16 protein-coding genes are annotated in these 14,669 nt (G+C 65.6%); 10 read left to right on the top strand and 6 right to left on the bottom strand.

Annotation, left to right across the window (positions count from 1 at the left end):
- The first annotated feature begins 12 nt into the window (after positions 1-12).
- The 8 genes from CHB69_RS04670 to CHB69_RS04640 all read left to right on the top strand — a co-directional run bounded on the left by CHB69_RS04670 (position 13) and on the right by CHB69_RS04640 (position 7,967).
- Positions 13-852 carry a cytochrome b/b6 domain-containing protein gene (locus CHB69_RS04670; protein WP_089214847.1) on the top strand — a complete coding sequence of 280 codons (840 nt, stop codon included), beginning with the start codon at positions 13-15 and terminating at the stop codon, positions 850-852.
- Positions 849-1,628 (top strand): molybdopterin-dependent oxidoreductase, encoded by a 780-nt coding sequence (locus CHB69_RS04665; protein WP_089214846.1) that lies wholly within the window; start codon positions 849-851, stop codon positions 1,626-1,628. The genes CHB69_RS04670 and CHB69_RS04665 overlap by 4 nt, the downstream gene beginning before the upstream one ends.
- 30 nt (positions 1,629-1,658) lie before the next feature.
- Positions 1,659-2,894 carry an SAM-dependent methyltransferase gene (locus CHB69_RS04660; protein ID WP_089214845.1) on the top strand — a complete coding sequence of 412 codons (1,236 nt, stop codon included), beginning with the start codon at positions 1,659-1,661 and terminating at the stop codon, positions 2,892-2,894.
- Between the two features lie 109 nt (positions 2,895-3,003).
- Positions 3,004-4,221: an argininosuccinate synthase gene (locus CHB69_RS04655; RefSeq protein WP_089214844.1), complete on the top strand. Its 1,218-nt coding sequence runs from the start codon at positions 3,004-3,006 to the stop codon at positions 4,219-4,221.
- 196 nt (positions 4,222-4,417) lie between these two features.
- The gene (locus CHB69_RS19620) at positions 4,418-4,600 is read left to right on the top strand and encodes a hypothetical protein (protein ID WP_141133913.1); all 183 of its coding nucleotides are present in this window, start codon (positions 4,418-4,420) and stop codon (positions 4,598-4,600) included.
- Positions 4,601-4,667: 67 nt separating this feature from the next.
- The gene (locus CHB69_RS04650) at positions 4,668-5,678 is read left to right on the top strand and encodes a threonine aldolase family protein (protein ID WP_089214843.1); all 1,011 of its coding nucleotides are present in this window, start codon (positions 4,668-4,670) and stop codon (positions 5,676-5,678) included.
- Complete coding sequence (locus tag CHB69_RS04645) at positions 5,675-6,634, top strand: DMT family transporter (protein ID WP_089214842.1); 960 nt, start codon at positions 5,675-5,677, stop codon at positions 6,632-6,634. Before CHB69_RS04650 ends, CHB69_RS04645 begins: the two co-directional genes overlap by 4 nt.
- 46 nt (positions 6,635-6,680) lie before the next feature.
- Complete coding sequence (locus tag CHB69_RS04640; protein WP_089214841.1) at positions 6,681-7,967, top strand: alpha/beta hydrolase family protein; 1,287 nt, start codon at positions 6,681-6,683, stop codon at positions 7,965-7,967.
- Here the strand turns inward: CHB69_RS04640 and murA are convergent.
- The 3 genes from murA to CHB69_RS04625 form a co-directional block, all read right to left on the bottom strand.
- Complete coding sequence (murA, locus tag CHB69_RS04635) at positions 7,954-9,237, bottom strand: UDP-N-acetylglucosamine 1-carboxyvinyltransferase (protein WP_089214840.1); 1,284 nt, start codon at positions 9,235-9,237, stop codon at positions 7,954-7,956. The two genes, CHB69_RS04640 and murA, sit on opposite strands and share 14 nt — an antisense overlap.
- Before the next feature lie 233 nt (positions 9,238-9,470).
- A complete protein-coding gene (locus tag CHB69_RS04630; protein ID WP_089214839.1) occupies positions 9,471-10,076 on the bottom strand; it encodes a 2-hydroxychromene-2-carboxylate isomerase in 606 nt (201 codons plus the stop codon).
- Positions 10,070-10,801 (bottom strand): SDR family oxidoreductase, encoded by a 732-nt coding sequence (locus CHB69_RS04625; protein ID WP_089214838.1) that lies wholly within the window; start codon positions 10,799-10,801, stop codon positions 10,070-10,072. The genes CHB69_RS04630 and CHB69_RS04625 overlap by 7 nt, the downstream gene beginning before the upstream one ends.
- Before the next feature lie 108 nt (positions 10,802-10,909).
- Between CHB69_RS04625 and CHB69_RS04620 the strand changes: the two genes are divergently transcribed.
- The gene (locus tag CHB69_RS04620) at positions 10,910-11,401 is read left to right on the top strand and encodes a winged helix-turn-helix transcriptional regulator (protein WP_089214837.1); all 492 of its coding nucleotides are present in this window, start codon (positions 10,910-10,912) and stop codon (positions 11,399-11,401) included.
- 1 nt (position 11,402) lies between these two features.
- Here CHB69_RS04620 and clpS read toward each other — a convergent pair whose 3' ends face one another.
- Together clpS and CHB69_RS20465 are read right to left on the bottom strand one after the other, a co-directional pair.
- Positions 11,403-11,729 carry an ATP-dependent Clp protease adapter ClpS gene (gene clpS / locus CHB69_RS04615; RefSeq protein ID WP_245836567.1) on the bottom strand — a complete coding sequence of 109 codons (327 nt, stop codon included), beginning with the start codon at positions 11,727-11,729 and terminating at the stop codon, positions 11,403-11,405.
- 223 nt (positions 11,730-11,952) lie between these two features.
- The gene (locus tag CHB69_RS20465) at positions 11,953-12,399 is read right to left on the bottom strand and encodes a phasin family protein (protein ID WP_245836534.1); all 447 of its coding nucleotides are present in this window, start codon (positions 12,397-12,399) and stop codon (positions 11,953-11,955) included.
- On the opposite strand from CHB69_RS20465, the gene CHB69_RS20460 reads away from it, so the two are divergent.
- On the top strand, positions 12,398-12,841 hold the full coding sequence (locus tag CHB69_RS20460; protein WP_245836533.1) for a hypothetical protein: 444 nt from the start codon (positions 12,398-12,400) through the stop codon (positions 12,839-12,841). The genes CHB69_RS20465 and CHB69_RS20460 overlap by 2 nt on opposite strands.
- On the opposite strand, the gene CHB69_RS04605 is transcribed toward CHB69_RS20460, so the two are convergent.
- Positions 12,823-14,607: a PHA/PHB synthase family protein gene (locus CHB69_RS04605; protein WP_089214834.1), complete on the bottom strand. Its 1,785-nt coding sequence runs from the start codon at positions 14,605-14,607 to the stop codon at positions 12,823-12,825. The two genes, CHB69_RS20460 and CHB69_RS04605, sit on opposite strands and share 19 nt — an antisense overlap.
- Positions 14,608-14,669 lie beyond the last annotated feature (62 nt).

The following is a 14,669-nucleotide window of genomic DNA, read 5'->3' as shown; positions in this document are numbered from 1 at the left end:
GTGCTGGAAACAATGTACGACGCTGCCCCTGCCACCGTGCCGTCAGCGGAGCGCGTCTATCGCCACCGCTTGCCGACGCGCATCTGGCATTGGACGAACGCGCTGACCCTGCTCGTCCTGCTGATGAGCGGGCTGATGATCTTCAACGCGCACCCGCGCCTCTATTGGGGGCAATATGGCGCGAATTACGATCATGCGTGGCTCGCGATCGGGGCGACCGAGACGACGGGTTTTCTGCGTGTCGGCAGCCTGCGGGTCGAGACGACGGGGGTGCTCGGGCGCTGGACCGACAAGGACGGCGTGGAGCAGACCTGGGCCTTTCCGGGCTGGGCGACGATCCCGACGCGCTACAGCCTCGCCGATGCGCGGCGCTGGCATCTGAGCTTTGCGTGGGTGCTCGCGATCGCGCTGACGCTCTATATGCTGTGGAGCGCGTTCGGCGGGCATTTGCGCAAGGATCTGCACGTCCGGCGCGGCGAATGGTCGCCGCGGCACATCTGGCAGGACATCAAGGATCATGCACGGCTGCGCTTTCCGACCGGCGAGGCGGCGGCACGCTATAATATCCTGCAGAAGCTGTCGTATATCGGGGTGATCTTCATCCTGTTGCCGCTGATCGTCGCGACCGGGCTCACCATGTCGCCGGGCTTCAACGCGACCGCGCCGTGGCTGCTCGACCTGTTCGGCGGGCGGCAATCGGCGCGCTCGATCCATTTCATCGTCGCATGGCTGCTCGTCGCCTTCTTCCTCGTCCATATCGCGATGGTGCTGCTCGCAGGGCCGGTGAACGAGGTGCGGTCGATGCTGACCGGCTGGTTCCGCCTGCCGAAAGCGAAGGGCGAGGCCGAATGAGCGACCTGATCCTTCCGCGCCGCGACCTCATCCTGCGCGCCGGCGGCCTTGTCGCCGCGGCGGGCGCGCTGCCGCTGCTTTCGGGCTGCGATGCGATCAACGATGCCGAACCGGTGCGCAAGATCCTCTCGCTCGGCGAGGAGATGCACTTCGCGAGCCAGCGCGCGCTGACCGACCGTGACGCCCTCGCGCGCGAATTCACCCGCGCCGACCTGTCGCCCATATTCCGCTCGAACGGCACGCGGATGCCGGCGGGTGCCGGCTATGCCGCGCATGTCGCGCGCGGCTTCGCCGACTGGCGCCTGAAGGTGACGGGGCTGGTCGCGCGGCCCTTGTCGCTGTCGATGGCCGACATCCGCGCGATGCCGCAGCGCACCCAGATCACGCGCCACGACTGCGTCGAGGGCTGGAGCGCGATCGGCGAGTGGACGGGCGTGCCGCTGCACCGCGTGCTTGCGGCGGCGGGGCTTCGCGACGGCGCGCGCTATATCGTCTTTCGCTGCGCCGACCGGATCGGCGACGCCGATTATTACGAAAGCTGCGACAGGGTCGATGCGCTGCATCCGCAGACGATCCTCGCCTGGGCGCTCAATGGTAAGGTGCTGCCGATCGCCAACGGCGCGCCGCTGCGCCTGCGGATCGAGCGCCAGCTCGGCTACAAGCACGCCAAATATCTGACCGCGATCGAGGCGGTCGCAAGCCTCGACCGGATCGGCGCGGGCAAGGGGGGTTACTGGGAAGATCGCGTGGACTATGAATGGTATGCTGGTATCTGACTCCAACTTTCACGATTGGAAAGATCGCCTATGTCCATTCTCCGCCCCTTCCTTTCGCGCGTCATCCGCCAGGGCCAGTTGACCGTCATCGCCCCCGACGGATCGCGCGAAGTCTTCGGGACGCCCGCCGCCGGTTTCCCCGACGTGACGGTGCGTTTCGCGAGCCGGAAGGGGATGCGCCGGATCGTCCTCGACCCGCGCCTCGGCGCTGCCGAGGCTTTCATGGACGGCGAGATGGCGATCGAACAGGGCGACATCATGGAGCTGATCCAGTTGCTGCGCGCCAATACGCCATGGGATCGCGGCAGCAAGCTCAAGGACCGCGGTCCGGTGGGCGAGGCGATGGACTGGATCAAGACGCGGATCAATTCGATCAACCGCCGCAGCCGCTCGCGCGCGAACGTGGCGCACCATTATGACATCGGCAACGATCTCTACCGCCTCTTCCTCGACGCGGATATGCAATATAGCTGCGCCTATTGGCCGCGCGAGGACATGACGCTCGAGGAGGCGCAGGAGGCGAAGAAGGCGCATATCGCGGCGAAGCTGGCGCTCGCGCCGGGACAGCGCGTGCTCGACATCGGCTGCGGCTGGGGCGGGATGGCGATCACGCTCGCCAAGCTCGCCGACGTCGAGGTGCTCGGCATCACCCTGTCCGAAGAACAGCTCGCGCTCGCCAGGGAACGCGCCGCCGCGGCGGGGGTTGCGGGCCGCGTCACATTCGAGCTGATCGACTATCGCGACCTTGCGGAGCGCGAGGCCGGGCGCTTCGACCGCATCGTCTCGGTCGGCATGTTCGAGCATGTGGGTGCGCATAATTTCGACACCTTCTTTCGCGCCTCTGCCAATCTGATGACCGCCGAAGGGGTGATGCTGCTCCACACGATCGGCCGCTTCGGCCGCCCCGGATCGACCGACGCCTTCACCCGCAAATATATCTTCCCCGGCGGCTATATCCCGGCGCTCAGCGAGACGTTGGCGGCGAGCGAGAAGAGCCGGCTGATCGTCACCGACGTCGAAACGCTCCGCCTGCACTACGCCTTCACGCTGCGCCAATGGTATGCACGCACGCTCGCGCACCGGGACGAGATCGTCGCGATGATGGGCGATCGCTTTTTCCGCATGTGGACCTTCTATCTGGCGGGCGCGACCGCGGCGTTCGAAAGCGGCGGCATGGGCAATTACCAGATCCAGTTCGCGCGCAGCCGCCACGCGCTGCCGCTGACGCGCGATTATATGGCGGCGGCGGAGGCAGCGTATCTCTAGCCGCTTTCTTTCGGCGCGTCAGGCTTGGCACCCAGCCGTGATTGCCATTGCGCGGCGCGTGGCGCCCTGCTAGCCGCGCCCGCGTTCACACCAGCCAAGGGTCCCCGCCATGTCCGAGTCCATCAAGCGCGTCGTCCTCGCCTATTCGGGCGGTCTCGACACCAGCGTGATCCTGAAATGGTTGCAGGTGACCTATGGCTGCGAGGTGGTGACCTTCACCGCCGATCTGGGGCAGGGCGAGGAGCTTGAGCCGGCGCGCGCCAAGGCCGAGCTGATGGGCATTGCGCCGAATCATATCTTCATCGACGATCTGCGCGAGGAATTCGTGCGCGATTTCGTCTTCCCGATGATGCGCGCCAATGCCCGCTACGAGGGCGATTATCTGCTCGGCACCTCGATCGCGCGCCCGCTGATCTCGAAGCGGCTGGTCGAGATCGCCCACGCGACGGGCGCCGACGCGGTCGCCCACGGCGCGACGGGCAAGGGCAATGATCAGGTGCGCTTCGAGCTGTCCTGCTATGCGCTCGATCCCGACATCAAGGTGATCGCGCCGTGGCGCGAATGGGATTTGACGAGCCGCACCGCGCTGATCGACTTTGCCGAGAAGAACCAGATTCCGGTGCCGAAGGACAAGCGCGGCGAAAGCCCCTTTTCGACCGACGCGAACCTGCTCCACACCTCGTCCGAGGGTAAGGTGCTCGAAGATCCGTGGGAAGAAACCCCCGACTATGTCTATTCGCGCACGGTGAATCCCGAGGACGCACCCGACGCGCCCGAATATATCACGATCGACTTCGAAAAAGGCGACGGCGTCGCGCTGAACGGGCAGGCGATGTCGCCCGCGACGCTGCTCGCGGCCTTGAACGACCTCGGCCGCAAGCATGGCATCGGCCGCCTCGACCTCGTCGAGAACCGCTTCGTCGGCATGAAGTCGCGCGGCATGTATGAAACGCCGGGCGGCGAAATCTATGCGCGCGCGCATCGCGGCATCGAAAGCATCACGCTCGACCGCGGCGCGGCGCATCTGAAGGACGAGCTGATGCCCAAATATGCCGAGCTCATCTACAATGGATTCTGGTTCGCGCCCGAGCGCGAGATGCTCCAGGCCGCGATCGACCATAGTCAGGAAAAGGTCAGCGGCACCGTGCGGCTCAAGCTCTACAAGGGCAATGCCGGCGTCGTCGGCCGCAAGTCGCCGTTCAGCCTCTACAGCGAACGCCATGTGACCTTCGAGGACGACGCCGGCGCCTATGACCAGAAGGACGCCGCGGGCTTCATCAAATTGAACGCGCTGCGCCTGAAACTGCTCGCCCGGCGCGACCGGTGATCGTTCGGCCGGGGACACCCGGCCTCGTGACGCCGAGCAAGACAAGATATTGAATATAGAGGTTCCGCTCTGGAATCATCGCGATTTGGCGCGTGACGCGAATCGGAAAATTTGCTACCGGACTGGCCGCAACAGGGTCGAGATGTGCCAACGGAACCCGTCGCTCGCAGGGCGGCGGCCAAGCGGGATAGTACGCATGGACGAGCCTTCGAATGCCGGTCTTGATGAATATGATTGGCAACCCTGTTCGTTGATTTTCCCACGTATCGGCAAGCTGATGAATCGACAGGGGGTGCATACGCGATTGTTGCTGCCGGGCAGCTATTTTGTTCGCCGCTCGCGGTCGCGGGGTGACCGGATCTATCGCGTTGCGCGTTGAGCGCGGCCGTTCCCAAAAATGCAATGAAGGATTAGCGCGGCCCCGCGACCTGCGCTAAGGGCGGCCGATGACTGCCACCCGCTTCTTTTCCGACAACGCCGCTGCCGTTCACCCCGCGGTGATGGACGCACTGGCCGCGGCCAATCACGTCGATACCGCCTATGACGGCGACGGGCTCAGCCGGTCGCTCGACGGCGCTTTTTCGGACCTGTTCGAAACGCCATGCGAGGTCGTGTGGATCCCGACCGGGACCGCGGCGAACAGCATCATCCTCGCGCATTTCGTGCGGCCGTGGCAGGGCATCCTCTGCTATGAGGAAGCGCATATCGAGGTCGACGAATGCGGCGCGCCGAGCTTCTATTCGGGGGGCGCCAAGCTGATGCCGCTGCCGGGGCGCGGTGCAAAGATCGACGCGGCGGCGCTGAAGACGCGGCTCGCGGGCATCCGCAAGGATGTGCATCAGGTGCAACCCGCGGCGATCAGCATCACCAACGCGACCGAATATGGGCTGTCGTGGCACCCCGAGGAGATCGGCGCGATCAGCGAGGTGGCGAAGGCCGAAGGGCTGAAGCTGCACATGGACGGCGCGCGCTTCGCCAATGCCGTCGCCTTTCAGGGGTGCGCGCCCGCTGACGTGACCTGGCGCGCCGGGGTCGATGCGCTGTCGTTCGGCTTTACCAAGAATGGCGCGATGATGGCCGAAGCGATCGTCTTTTTCGGCGGCAGCGGCGGTTCGGGGGTGCGCGAGCTCAAGAAACGCGGCGGGCATCTGCTCAGCAAGGGGCGCTTCGTCGCCGCGCAGATTCGCGCGATGCTGAAGGACGATCTGTGGCTCGCCAATGCGCGCGCGGCGAACGCGGGGGCTGCCGAACTCGCGCGCGCGTGCGAGGGACGGCTGATGTATCCGGTCGAGGCGAACGAGCTGTTCGTGCGCCTGACCGCCGACGAAGCCGCACGGTTGCGCGCGGCCGGCTTCGATTTCTATGACTGGGGCGAGGGCGCGGCTCGCCTGGTGGTCAGCTGGGATCAGGACGCCGCCGCCGTGGGGCCGTTCGCCGCGGCGATCGCGGCGCTATGAGCGAGACGCCGCCGACGCTGCTCAGCCCGCGCGTCTTCCTTCCCTTCGCACTCGTCACCCTGATCTGGGGATCGACGTGGATCGTCATCAAGGGGCAGCTCGGCATCGTGCCGCCGAGCTGGTCGGTCGCCTATCGCTTCGGCGTCGCGGCGGCCGCAATGTTCGTTTTTGCATTGCTGCGCCGCGAACGGCTGTGGCCCGGACCGCGCGCGCTTGCCTTTGCCGCGGTGCTCGGCCTTGCGCAGTTCGCGCTCAACTTCAACTTCGTCTATCGCGCCGAGCAGCATATCACCTCGGGGCTCGTCGCGGTGTTGTTCGCGCTGCTGATCGTGCCCAATACGCTGCTCGGGCGGGCCATGCTCAAGACGCCGCTCGCCGGGCGCTTCCTGCTCGGGGCGGGGATCGCGATCGTTGGCGTCGCGCTGATGATCGTCCACGAATATCGCGCCGCGGCACTCGGTCCGGCGGCGGTCGTCGCGGGCACCGCGCTGACGCTGACCGGCGTCCTCTGCGCGTCGACCGCCAATATCATGCAGGGCACCGCCTTCGCGCGGGCGCAGTCGATGATCGTGATGATCGCGTGGGCGATGCTGTTCGGCACGCTCGGCGATGCGCTCTTCGCGTGGATCACCACCGGGCCGCCGGTGATCGAGACGCGCTTTTCCTACCTCGGCGGCGTGCTCTATCTGGGTGTTGTCGCAAGCGCGGTGACCTTCCCGCTCTATTTCGGGGTGATCCGCGCGGTCGGGCCGGGGCAGGCGGCGTGGTCGAGCGTGCTCATCCCGATCATCGCAATGGGCTTTTCGACCGTCTTCGAGGGCTATCATTGGGCGCCGCTGTCGATCGCGGGCGGCGCGGTGGCGCTCGTCGGACTGGTGATAGCGGTGGCGAAGCGGCCCGAGAAGCCGTCGGTCAGCGGCAATATGGTCTCTTTGCCGGTCGAATCCGACGGTTGATCGAACGGCCTTTGCCTGGTTCAAGGAAGAGGCTCAAGTCACAGATATGATAAGGAAATTACTCGCGCTCGCACTGTTCGCGGCCACCGCGCACCCCGCATTTGCCGAGGAGGCCTGTCAGGCCGGCGCCTATCGCGGTTCCGATGGCGATTTCGTCGCGCTCGCCAAATCGACGCTGAACCCGGGCGGCGGGCTACGCTACCTGTTCCGCGACGGGCGGCGCGGCGCTACGGGCGACGCCGACTCGCCGGTCCATTGCACCGGCGAGGGAATGCGGGTCGGTGAGGGCACGGCGGCAAAACAATGGACGCGGATCGCCTTTCGCGAAACTCCCGCGACCTTCGACAGCGCGGGCACCGAACTGGCCGGCGTGCTCATCGAGCCCGTCGATGCCGGTCCGAAGCGGCCGCTGGTCGTGATGGTGCACGGGTCGGAGCGAAGCTCGCCGATCGGGGGCATCTATGGCTATGCGATGGCGGCGCAGGGGCTGGCGGTCTTCGTTTATGACAAGCGCGGAACCGGATCGTCGGAGGGCGAATATACGCAGAATTTCGAGCTGCTGGCGAGCGATGCCGCGGCGGCGCTCGGGCAGGCGCGGACGATGGCGCAGGGCCGGTTCGGGCGCGCGGGCTTCTTTGGCGGCAGCCAGGGCGGCTGGGTCGCCCCGCTCGCCGCGACCTTGACGCCCGCCGATTTCGTTGCGGTCGGTTTCGGGCTCGTCGCCTCGCCGATCGAGGAAGATCGCGAGCAGCTGGTGTCGGAGGTTCGCGCCGCGGGGCTCGGCGCCGATGCCGAGGCAAAGGTCAACCGGCTGTCGCAGGCGACGGCAAAGCTGCTGCTGTCGAATTTCACCGAAGGCTATGCCGAGCTCGACGCGGCGCGCGCGGCGCTCGCCGGCCAGCCATGGGCGAAGGCGATCGAGGGCGAATATAGCGGCGCGATGATGCGGATGGACGATGCGACGCTGCGGCGCATCGGCCGCGCGCGCTTCGACAATCTGGAGCTGATCTGGGACTATGACGCGGTCGCGGCCTTGAAAAAGCTGGAGAGCCCGCTGCTGTGGGTGCTCGCCGGTGAGGACCGCGAAGCGCCGATCGAGACGACGCGCGGCGCGCTGACCGATCTTGCCGCCGCGGGGCGGCCAGTGGACGTCTATCTCTTCCCCCAGACCGACCATGGCATGGTCGAATTCACCACCGATGCGGGTGGCGAGCGGCATATCACGCGCATCACCGACGGCTATCTGAAGCTGCTCGGCGACTGGATGAAGGGCGATGTCGCGGGCCGCTACGGCCGCGCCGAACATCTGACCGCGAAGGTCAGCCCGCGCTGATCCGCTCGATGTCGGCGCCGACCGCCTGCAGCTTTTCTTCGAGCCGTTCGTAGCCGCGATCGAGGTGATAGACGCGGTTGACCTGCGTCTCGCCCTCGGCCGCGAGCCCGGCGATGATGAGGCTCATCGAGGCGCGCAGGTCGGTCGCCATCACCGGCGCGCCGATCAGATGATCGACGCCGCGAACGATCGCGGTGCGGCCCTTGACCTGAATGTCGCAGCCCATGCGCGCCAGCTCCGGGACGTGCATATAGCGGTTTTCGAAGATGGTTTCGGTGAACAGCGACGCGCCGGTGCCGAGCGTCGCCATCGCCATGAACTGCGCCTGCATGTCGGTCGCGAAGCCCGGATAGGGCGCGGTCGACAGGGTGACGGGTCCGGCGCGGCCCGACATGGCGACGCGGATGCCGCCCTTGACCTCTTCGACCGTCGCGCCGGCCTCGCGCAGCGCGGCGAGCGTCGCTTCCATCTCGCTCGCCTTTGCGCCGACGAGTTCGACGTCGCCCCGGGTGATGACCGCGGCGCAGGCATAGCTGCCCGCCTCGATGCGATCGGCCATGACGCGATAGGTCGCGCCGTGCAGCCGGTCGACGCCCTCGATCGTCAGCGTTTCGGTGCCGATGCCGTCGATCTGCGCGCCCATCGCGACCAGGCAGTTGCACAGGTCGACGATCTCAGGCTCGCGCGCGGCATTTTCGAGCACGCACGTCCCCTTGGCGAGCACCGCCGCCATCACCGCATTTTCGGTCGCGCCGACCGAAACGACGGGGAAGGTGAATTTTCCGCCCGCGAGCCGCCCGCCGGGCGCGCTCGCCTTCACATAGCCCGAGGCAAGCTCGATCTCGGCACCGAAGGCCTCGAGCGCCTTCAGGTGCAGGTCGATCGGGCGGTTCCCGATCGCGCAGCCGCCGGGCAACGACACCGTCGCTTCGCCCGCACGCGCGAGCAGCGGGCCGAGGACGAGGATCGACGCGCGCATCTTGCGCACGATGTCATAGGGGGCAACGGTCGAGGTGAGCGTCGTCGCGCGTGCGGTCATCACCCGCCCGAAATCTTCGGGCCGCGATCCCTCGATCGTCGTCGAGCAGCCGAGCTGGTTGAGCAGATGGCCGAAGCCGTCGACGTCGGCGAGCCGCGGCAGGTTGCGCAAGGTCAGCGGCTCGTCGGTGAGCAGCGCGCACGGCAACAGGGTGAGCGCGGCGTTCTTGGCACCCGAGATGGGGATTCGGCCCTTGAGTCGCTGGCCGCCGCGAATGACGATCTGATCCATCGGGCGTCTTTAGCCGATGCGCGCGGGCGTGCAAGCGGGGGCGGTGATTGCGGTGCTCAAGGCGATGTCCGGTGGCGACCGATTGCTGCCCTATTTATCATCGTCACCCCGGACTTGATCCGGGGTCCATGACTTCGGCGCTGCTGTGGATCCCGGATCAAGTCCGGGATGACGAAAGAGAGCAGGCGAACGTCCGCTCCCCACCCCAAAGCCGACCTCGTCCCGGCATATTCTCAACCGAGCAAGGCCTCTTCGACCTGGCCCAGCCGCTCCTTGCCGAAGAACATCGCCTCGCCGACGAAGAAAGTCGGGATGCCGAACACGCCGCGCGCGACCGCGGCCTCGGTATTGGCGGCGAGCCTGGCCTTGATCGCGGGTTCCTGCGTGCGGGCGAGGAGGGCGGGGCCGTCGAAGCCGCTTTCCGAGAGGAAAGCCGTGGCAACCTCGGGATCGTCCATCTTCAGGCCCTCCTCCCACATCGCCCTGTTGACGGCGTCAACATAGTCGTCGAGCAGGCCTTCGTCTTCGGCGACGATCGCGCCGCGCATGATCAGCAGCGTATTGACCGGAAAATGCGGGTTGAGCCGGAAGCGGGTCAGCCCGTGCCGTTCGATGAAACGCCGCATCTCGAGATTTTCATAGGCGAGCTTCGCCGGCACGTCGGCATATTGCAGCATCGGCGCCTTGTTGCCCGTCGCCTTGAATATGCCGCCGAGCAGGCAGGGGGTGATGACGAGATCGGCGCCGGTGCGCTCGAGCAGGTCGGGCAGCGCCTTCATTGCCAGATAGGCGTTGGGGCTGCCGAAATCGCAGATGAATTCGAGGCTTTTGGTCACCATTTTTCTCCCCAGGGGCGCAGGTCGAGTTCGTGCGTCCAGGCGCTTTTCGGCTGCTTGTGGAGCATCACATAATTGGCGGCGATCGCGTGCGGGCTGAGGATCAGATCCTGCGCTTTCGCATTGTCGAAATCGGGATGGCGGCCCTTGATGAAGTCGGTGTCGATCGCGCCGTCGATCACGACATGCGCGACATGGATGCCCTGCGGGCCCAGTTCGCGTGCCATCGACTGGGCGAGCATCCGCAGCGCCGCCTTGGCGCCCGAGAAGGCCGCGTAGCCCGAACCGCCGCGCAAGCTGGCTGTCGCGCCGGTGAAGAGGATCGTGCCGCGGCCGCGCGAGGCCATGCGCTTCGCGGCTTCGCGCCCCATCAGGAAACCGCCGAGGCAGGCCATTTCCCAGACCTTTGTGTAAACGCGCAGCGTGGTTTCGGCGATCGGAAAGTTCACATTGGCGCCGATGTTGAACACCGCGACCTCGACCGGCCCGACCTCGGCCTCGACGCGCTCGAAGAGGCCGATCATCGCCTCTTCGCTGCGTGCGTCGGCCGGAAAAGCGCGCGCGTCATGTCCCGCCTCGCGGATCGACGCGGCGAGCGCTTCGAGCGCGCCGGCATTGCGCTCGCGGCGGTTGACGCACGCGGTCAGCCCCTCGGCGGCAAAGGCGCGGGCGATCGCGCCGCCGGTGGCATCGCCGGCTCCGATAATGACGGCTGCGGGGTTGGGCATCGCGACTCTCCTCTTGGCCGCCAAGAGTAGATATGATAATCATAGTTGCAAGCGATTTTTCCGCGAGATGAAAATGTCCACGACGTCCCGCCACGGCAAGGAGCACAGATGCCCCGACGCACCGATCTGTCGAAAACCTTTTGCCCCGTCGGGCGTGCCGCCGAACTGCTCGGCGACCGCGCGGTGCTGCTGATCCTGCGCGAGCTGTTCTTCGGCGTCCGGCGGTTCGAGGCGATCGCCGCGAATACCGGGCTGGGGCCGCAACTCGTCTCGGCGCGGCTCAAGCGGCTGGTGGCGGAGGGCATCGTCACGCGCCACGAATATCAGCCGCGCCCGCCGCGTTACGACTATCGGCTGACCGACAAAGGCAAGGATCTGTTCGGCGTCCTTTATGCGCTGCGCGGCTGGGCCGAGCGTTGGGTTTATGCGCCGGGCGAGACCGGAGCCGACTATGCGATCGGCTATATCCACAAGGCGTGCGGGGCCGACGTCGGCACGGCCACCGTTTGCCCGGGGTGCGGGGCCGAACTCGGTTTCGGGGACTTGCGAGGGCAAAGATCGCCGGCGCTCGATGCCGAGCGGCTGGCGAAGGCCGGCTAGATCACGCCTTTTCGAGCGTGCATTGCAGCGGGTGCTGGTTCTGCCGTGCGGCGTCCATCACCTGATTGACCTTGGTTTCGGCGACTTCATAGCTGAACACGCCGCACACGCCGACGCCCTGCTGGTGGACGTGCAGCATCACCTGCGTCGCGCGTTCGATATCCATGTTGAAGAAGCGCTGGAGCACCATCACGACGAATTCCATCGGCGTATAATCGTCGTTGAGCAGCAGCACCTTGTACATCGACGGCTTCTTGGGCTTCGCGCGCGTGCGCGTCGCAATGCCCACGCCGGGCGCGCCGGGCGTATCCTCGTCCTTGTCCGCCATCAGGCGGACCGCATAGGGGATCGAAGCGGGAAGCATCATCGACAGAATATCGCACGCGTAAGGGGATTCGCAAGAGGGTGCCGGTCCATTAACCCCCTTTTGCAGATGCCGGGCAAACAAGAACCGCCCGCTTCGGGGGGAAGCGGGCGGCCTTGGGAGCGTCGGCGCAGGCGGGGAGGAGGGGAGAGAGGCCCGCGCCGACGTTCGGGAAAGAGGAAGGCCCTCAGGCTGCCTTCATCTTCGAAGTGATCACCGAGACGCGGTTCGAGATCGGCGCGAAGCTGTCGTTCGTCATCTTGACAAAAAGCTCGCTGGTCTTCGAGGTCTGCGCAACCGCGGCGTCGAACGCCTTCTTGCTGTTCTCGGCATAGAGCTTGAAGAATTCGGCCGGCGACTTGACGGCGGTGTAGCCCTTCATCGCGGCGGTCGTGTCTTCGAAGCTCTTGCGGGCGAAGGCGACGCCTTCCTGGCCGAGTGTTTCGAGGTTCTTGGCCGCGATCTTGCCCGATTCGACAAGCGCTTCGAGGTTCGCCTTGTTGAACTCGACGGCCTCTTCGGCGAGCTTGCTGCTCTTCGCCATCGCTTCCTTCGCCTTTTCGTTGAATTCGGCGGTCAGCGCTTCGGTGCGGGTCTTGGCTTCGTCAGCGAACTTCTTGACGGTGTCGTTCATGGTCTTGAATCCTTTGGTCGGGGCAGCGGCCGGCTTCGGCGCCGCCTTTGTGGGCTTGGGGGCAATGATCTTTGCGGCCGCCTTCTTGGGAGCAGCCTTTTTCGCGGCCGGCTTTGCGGCCTTCTTTTGGACCGGCTTGGCTTTTGCCTTCACGGTCGGGGTCTTTGGCGCTTCGACCTTCGCGGGGGCCGGAACGGCGGCTTCGGTCGCTGCCGTTGCCGCAGGAGTCGCCGGCTTGGCGGCCGTTTCCAGCGTCGCGGCTTCGAAAGCCTTTTCAGCACTGTCCATCTTGCTAGCCATTGGACAACTCCTTTATGTTGCACTGCACAATATAGGAGCGAATCGCGGATTGCAAGAGATTTTTGTGCGGCGCACAAAAGCCAGAAAGCCGCAATCGCGCGGCCTCCGTATAAGGCAGCGATATTACCGCTGTTTGACGTAGCGGCCGGGGGCGTCCTCGATGGCTTTCTTCGCGCCCTTGCCCGGCACGCGCGCGCCCTTGGCCGGACGTTTTCCGGCATCCTGTCCGGCGATCCAGCCGATCCAGTGCGGCCACCAGCTGCCCTTGGTCTCGCTTGCCGAGGCGATGAACTCCTCCAGGCTCCCGGCGGCATTGTCGCCGGTCCAATATTGATATTTGCCCGCCGCGGGCGGATTGACCACGCCGGCGATATGTCCCGAACCTGCAAGCAGGAAAGTCCGGGGGCCGGACAGATGATCCATCATCCGCCAGACGCTCGCGAGCGGCGCGATATGATCTTCGCGCCCGGCCTGGATATAGGCGGGGGTGCGAATCTTTCTGAGGTCGATCGGCGTGCCCAGCACCGACAGGCTGTTCGGGATCACCAGCCGGTTGTCGCGATAAAGGTCGACCAGATATTGGCGGTGCCATTTCGCCGGCAGATTGGTGACGTCGCCGTTCCAATAGAGCAGGTCGAAGGGCGGATAGTCGTTGCCGAGCAGATAATTGCTGACGACATAGTTCCAGATGAGGTCGCGTCCGCGCAGCGCGTTGAAGGTCGCGGCCATGTAGCGGCCGTCGAGGAAGCCTTGCGACGACAATTGCTGAAGCAGCGCCAGATAGCTTTCGTCGACGAACAGCTTGAGGTCGCCCGCCTGCTCGAAATCGACCTGTGCGGTAAAGAAGGTCGCCGACTTCACCTTGTCGGCTTCGCCCTTTGCGGCGAGCATCGCGAGCGTCGCCGCAAGCGTGGTGCCCGCGACGCAATAGCCGATCGTATGGACGTGCGGCACGTCGAGCAACTCGCGAACCGTGTCGATCGCGTCGACCTCGGCCGCGACATAATCGTCCCACACGATGTCGCCCATCGTCTCGTCGGCCGATTTCCACGAGACCATGAACACCGACAATCCCTGCTCGACCGCCCATTTGACGAAACTTTTCGCCGGATTGAGGTCGAGGATGTAGAAGCGGTTGATCCACGGCGGAAAGATGACGAGCGGGACGGTCAGCACCTCTTTCGTCGTCGGCGCATAATGGATGAGCTGATAGAGGCCGGTTTCGTGGATGACCTTGCCCGGCGTCGTCGCGATGTTCACGCCGAGCTCGAACGCATCCCTGTCGACATGGCTCAACTGCCCGCGCGCGAGGTCGGCGAGCATGTGCTTCAGCCCTTTGAGCAGGCTTTCGCCGCGCGTCTCGATCGCGCGCTTGATCACTTCGGGGTTGGTGACGGCAAGGTTGGTCGGCGACAGCGCCTCGGCCATCGAGCGCGCGGCGAACTCCATCTTCGCGCGCGCTTCGGCGTCGAGCCCGGGCAGCTGGCGCGCGGTTTCGAGCAGTTGATCGGAGAGCAGGCCATAGGTCTGGCGGATCAGCGCAAAGGCGGGGTTCTGCGTCCAGTCGGGGTCGGCGAAGCGCCGATCCTTCGGGGTTTCGGCGGCAGTCTCTGGCGCGAAACCCGGCGTGAGCGTCGCGAGCGACGACCAGAAGCGCGCGCCCTGTTCCCACATCTTCGCCGATTGTTCGGCCCAGATTTGCGCGCCGTCGCTGCCGAGCCACTTCGACGGGTCGAACAGCGGCTGGGCGTCCTTTTCCTCGTCCGCCTGCCCCAGCGCATATTCGAGCATCATCGCCTGTGCGCGCGCCATCACGCTCGTCCAGTGCTGCAAATCCTCGGGTGCGGGCATGAAGGGGTTCGGTGTGTTGCCGGCTTCGTCCGTTCCGTCCTGGCCTCGCTCGCTCATGCTGGTTCCCGCTGGTAAGCCTCTCGTCTGTTGCGTATAACAAGTCACGTCGTGGCTGGCGA

The organism is Sphingopyxis indica, from assembly GCF_900188185.1.
Classification (GTDB): domain Bacteria; phylum Pseudomonadota; class Alphaproteobacteria; order Sphingomonadales; family Sphingomonadaceae; genus Sphingopyxis; species Sphingopyxis indica.
This window is presented reverse-complemented; position numbering and strand designations above follow the sequence as displayed.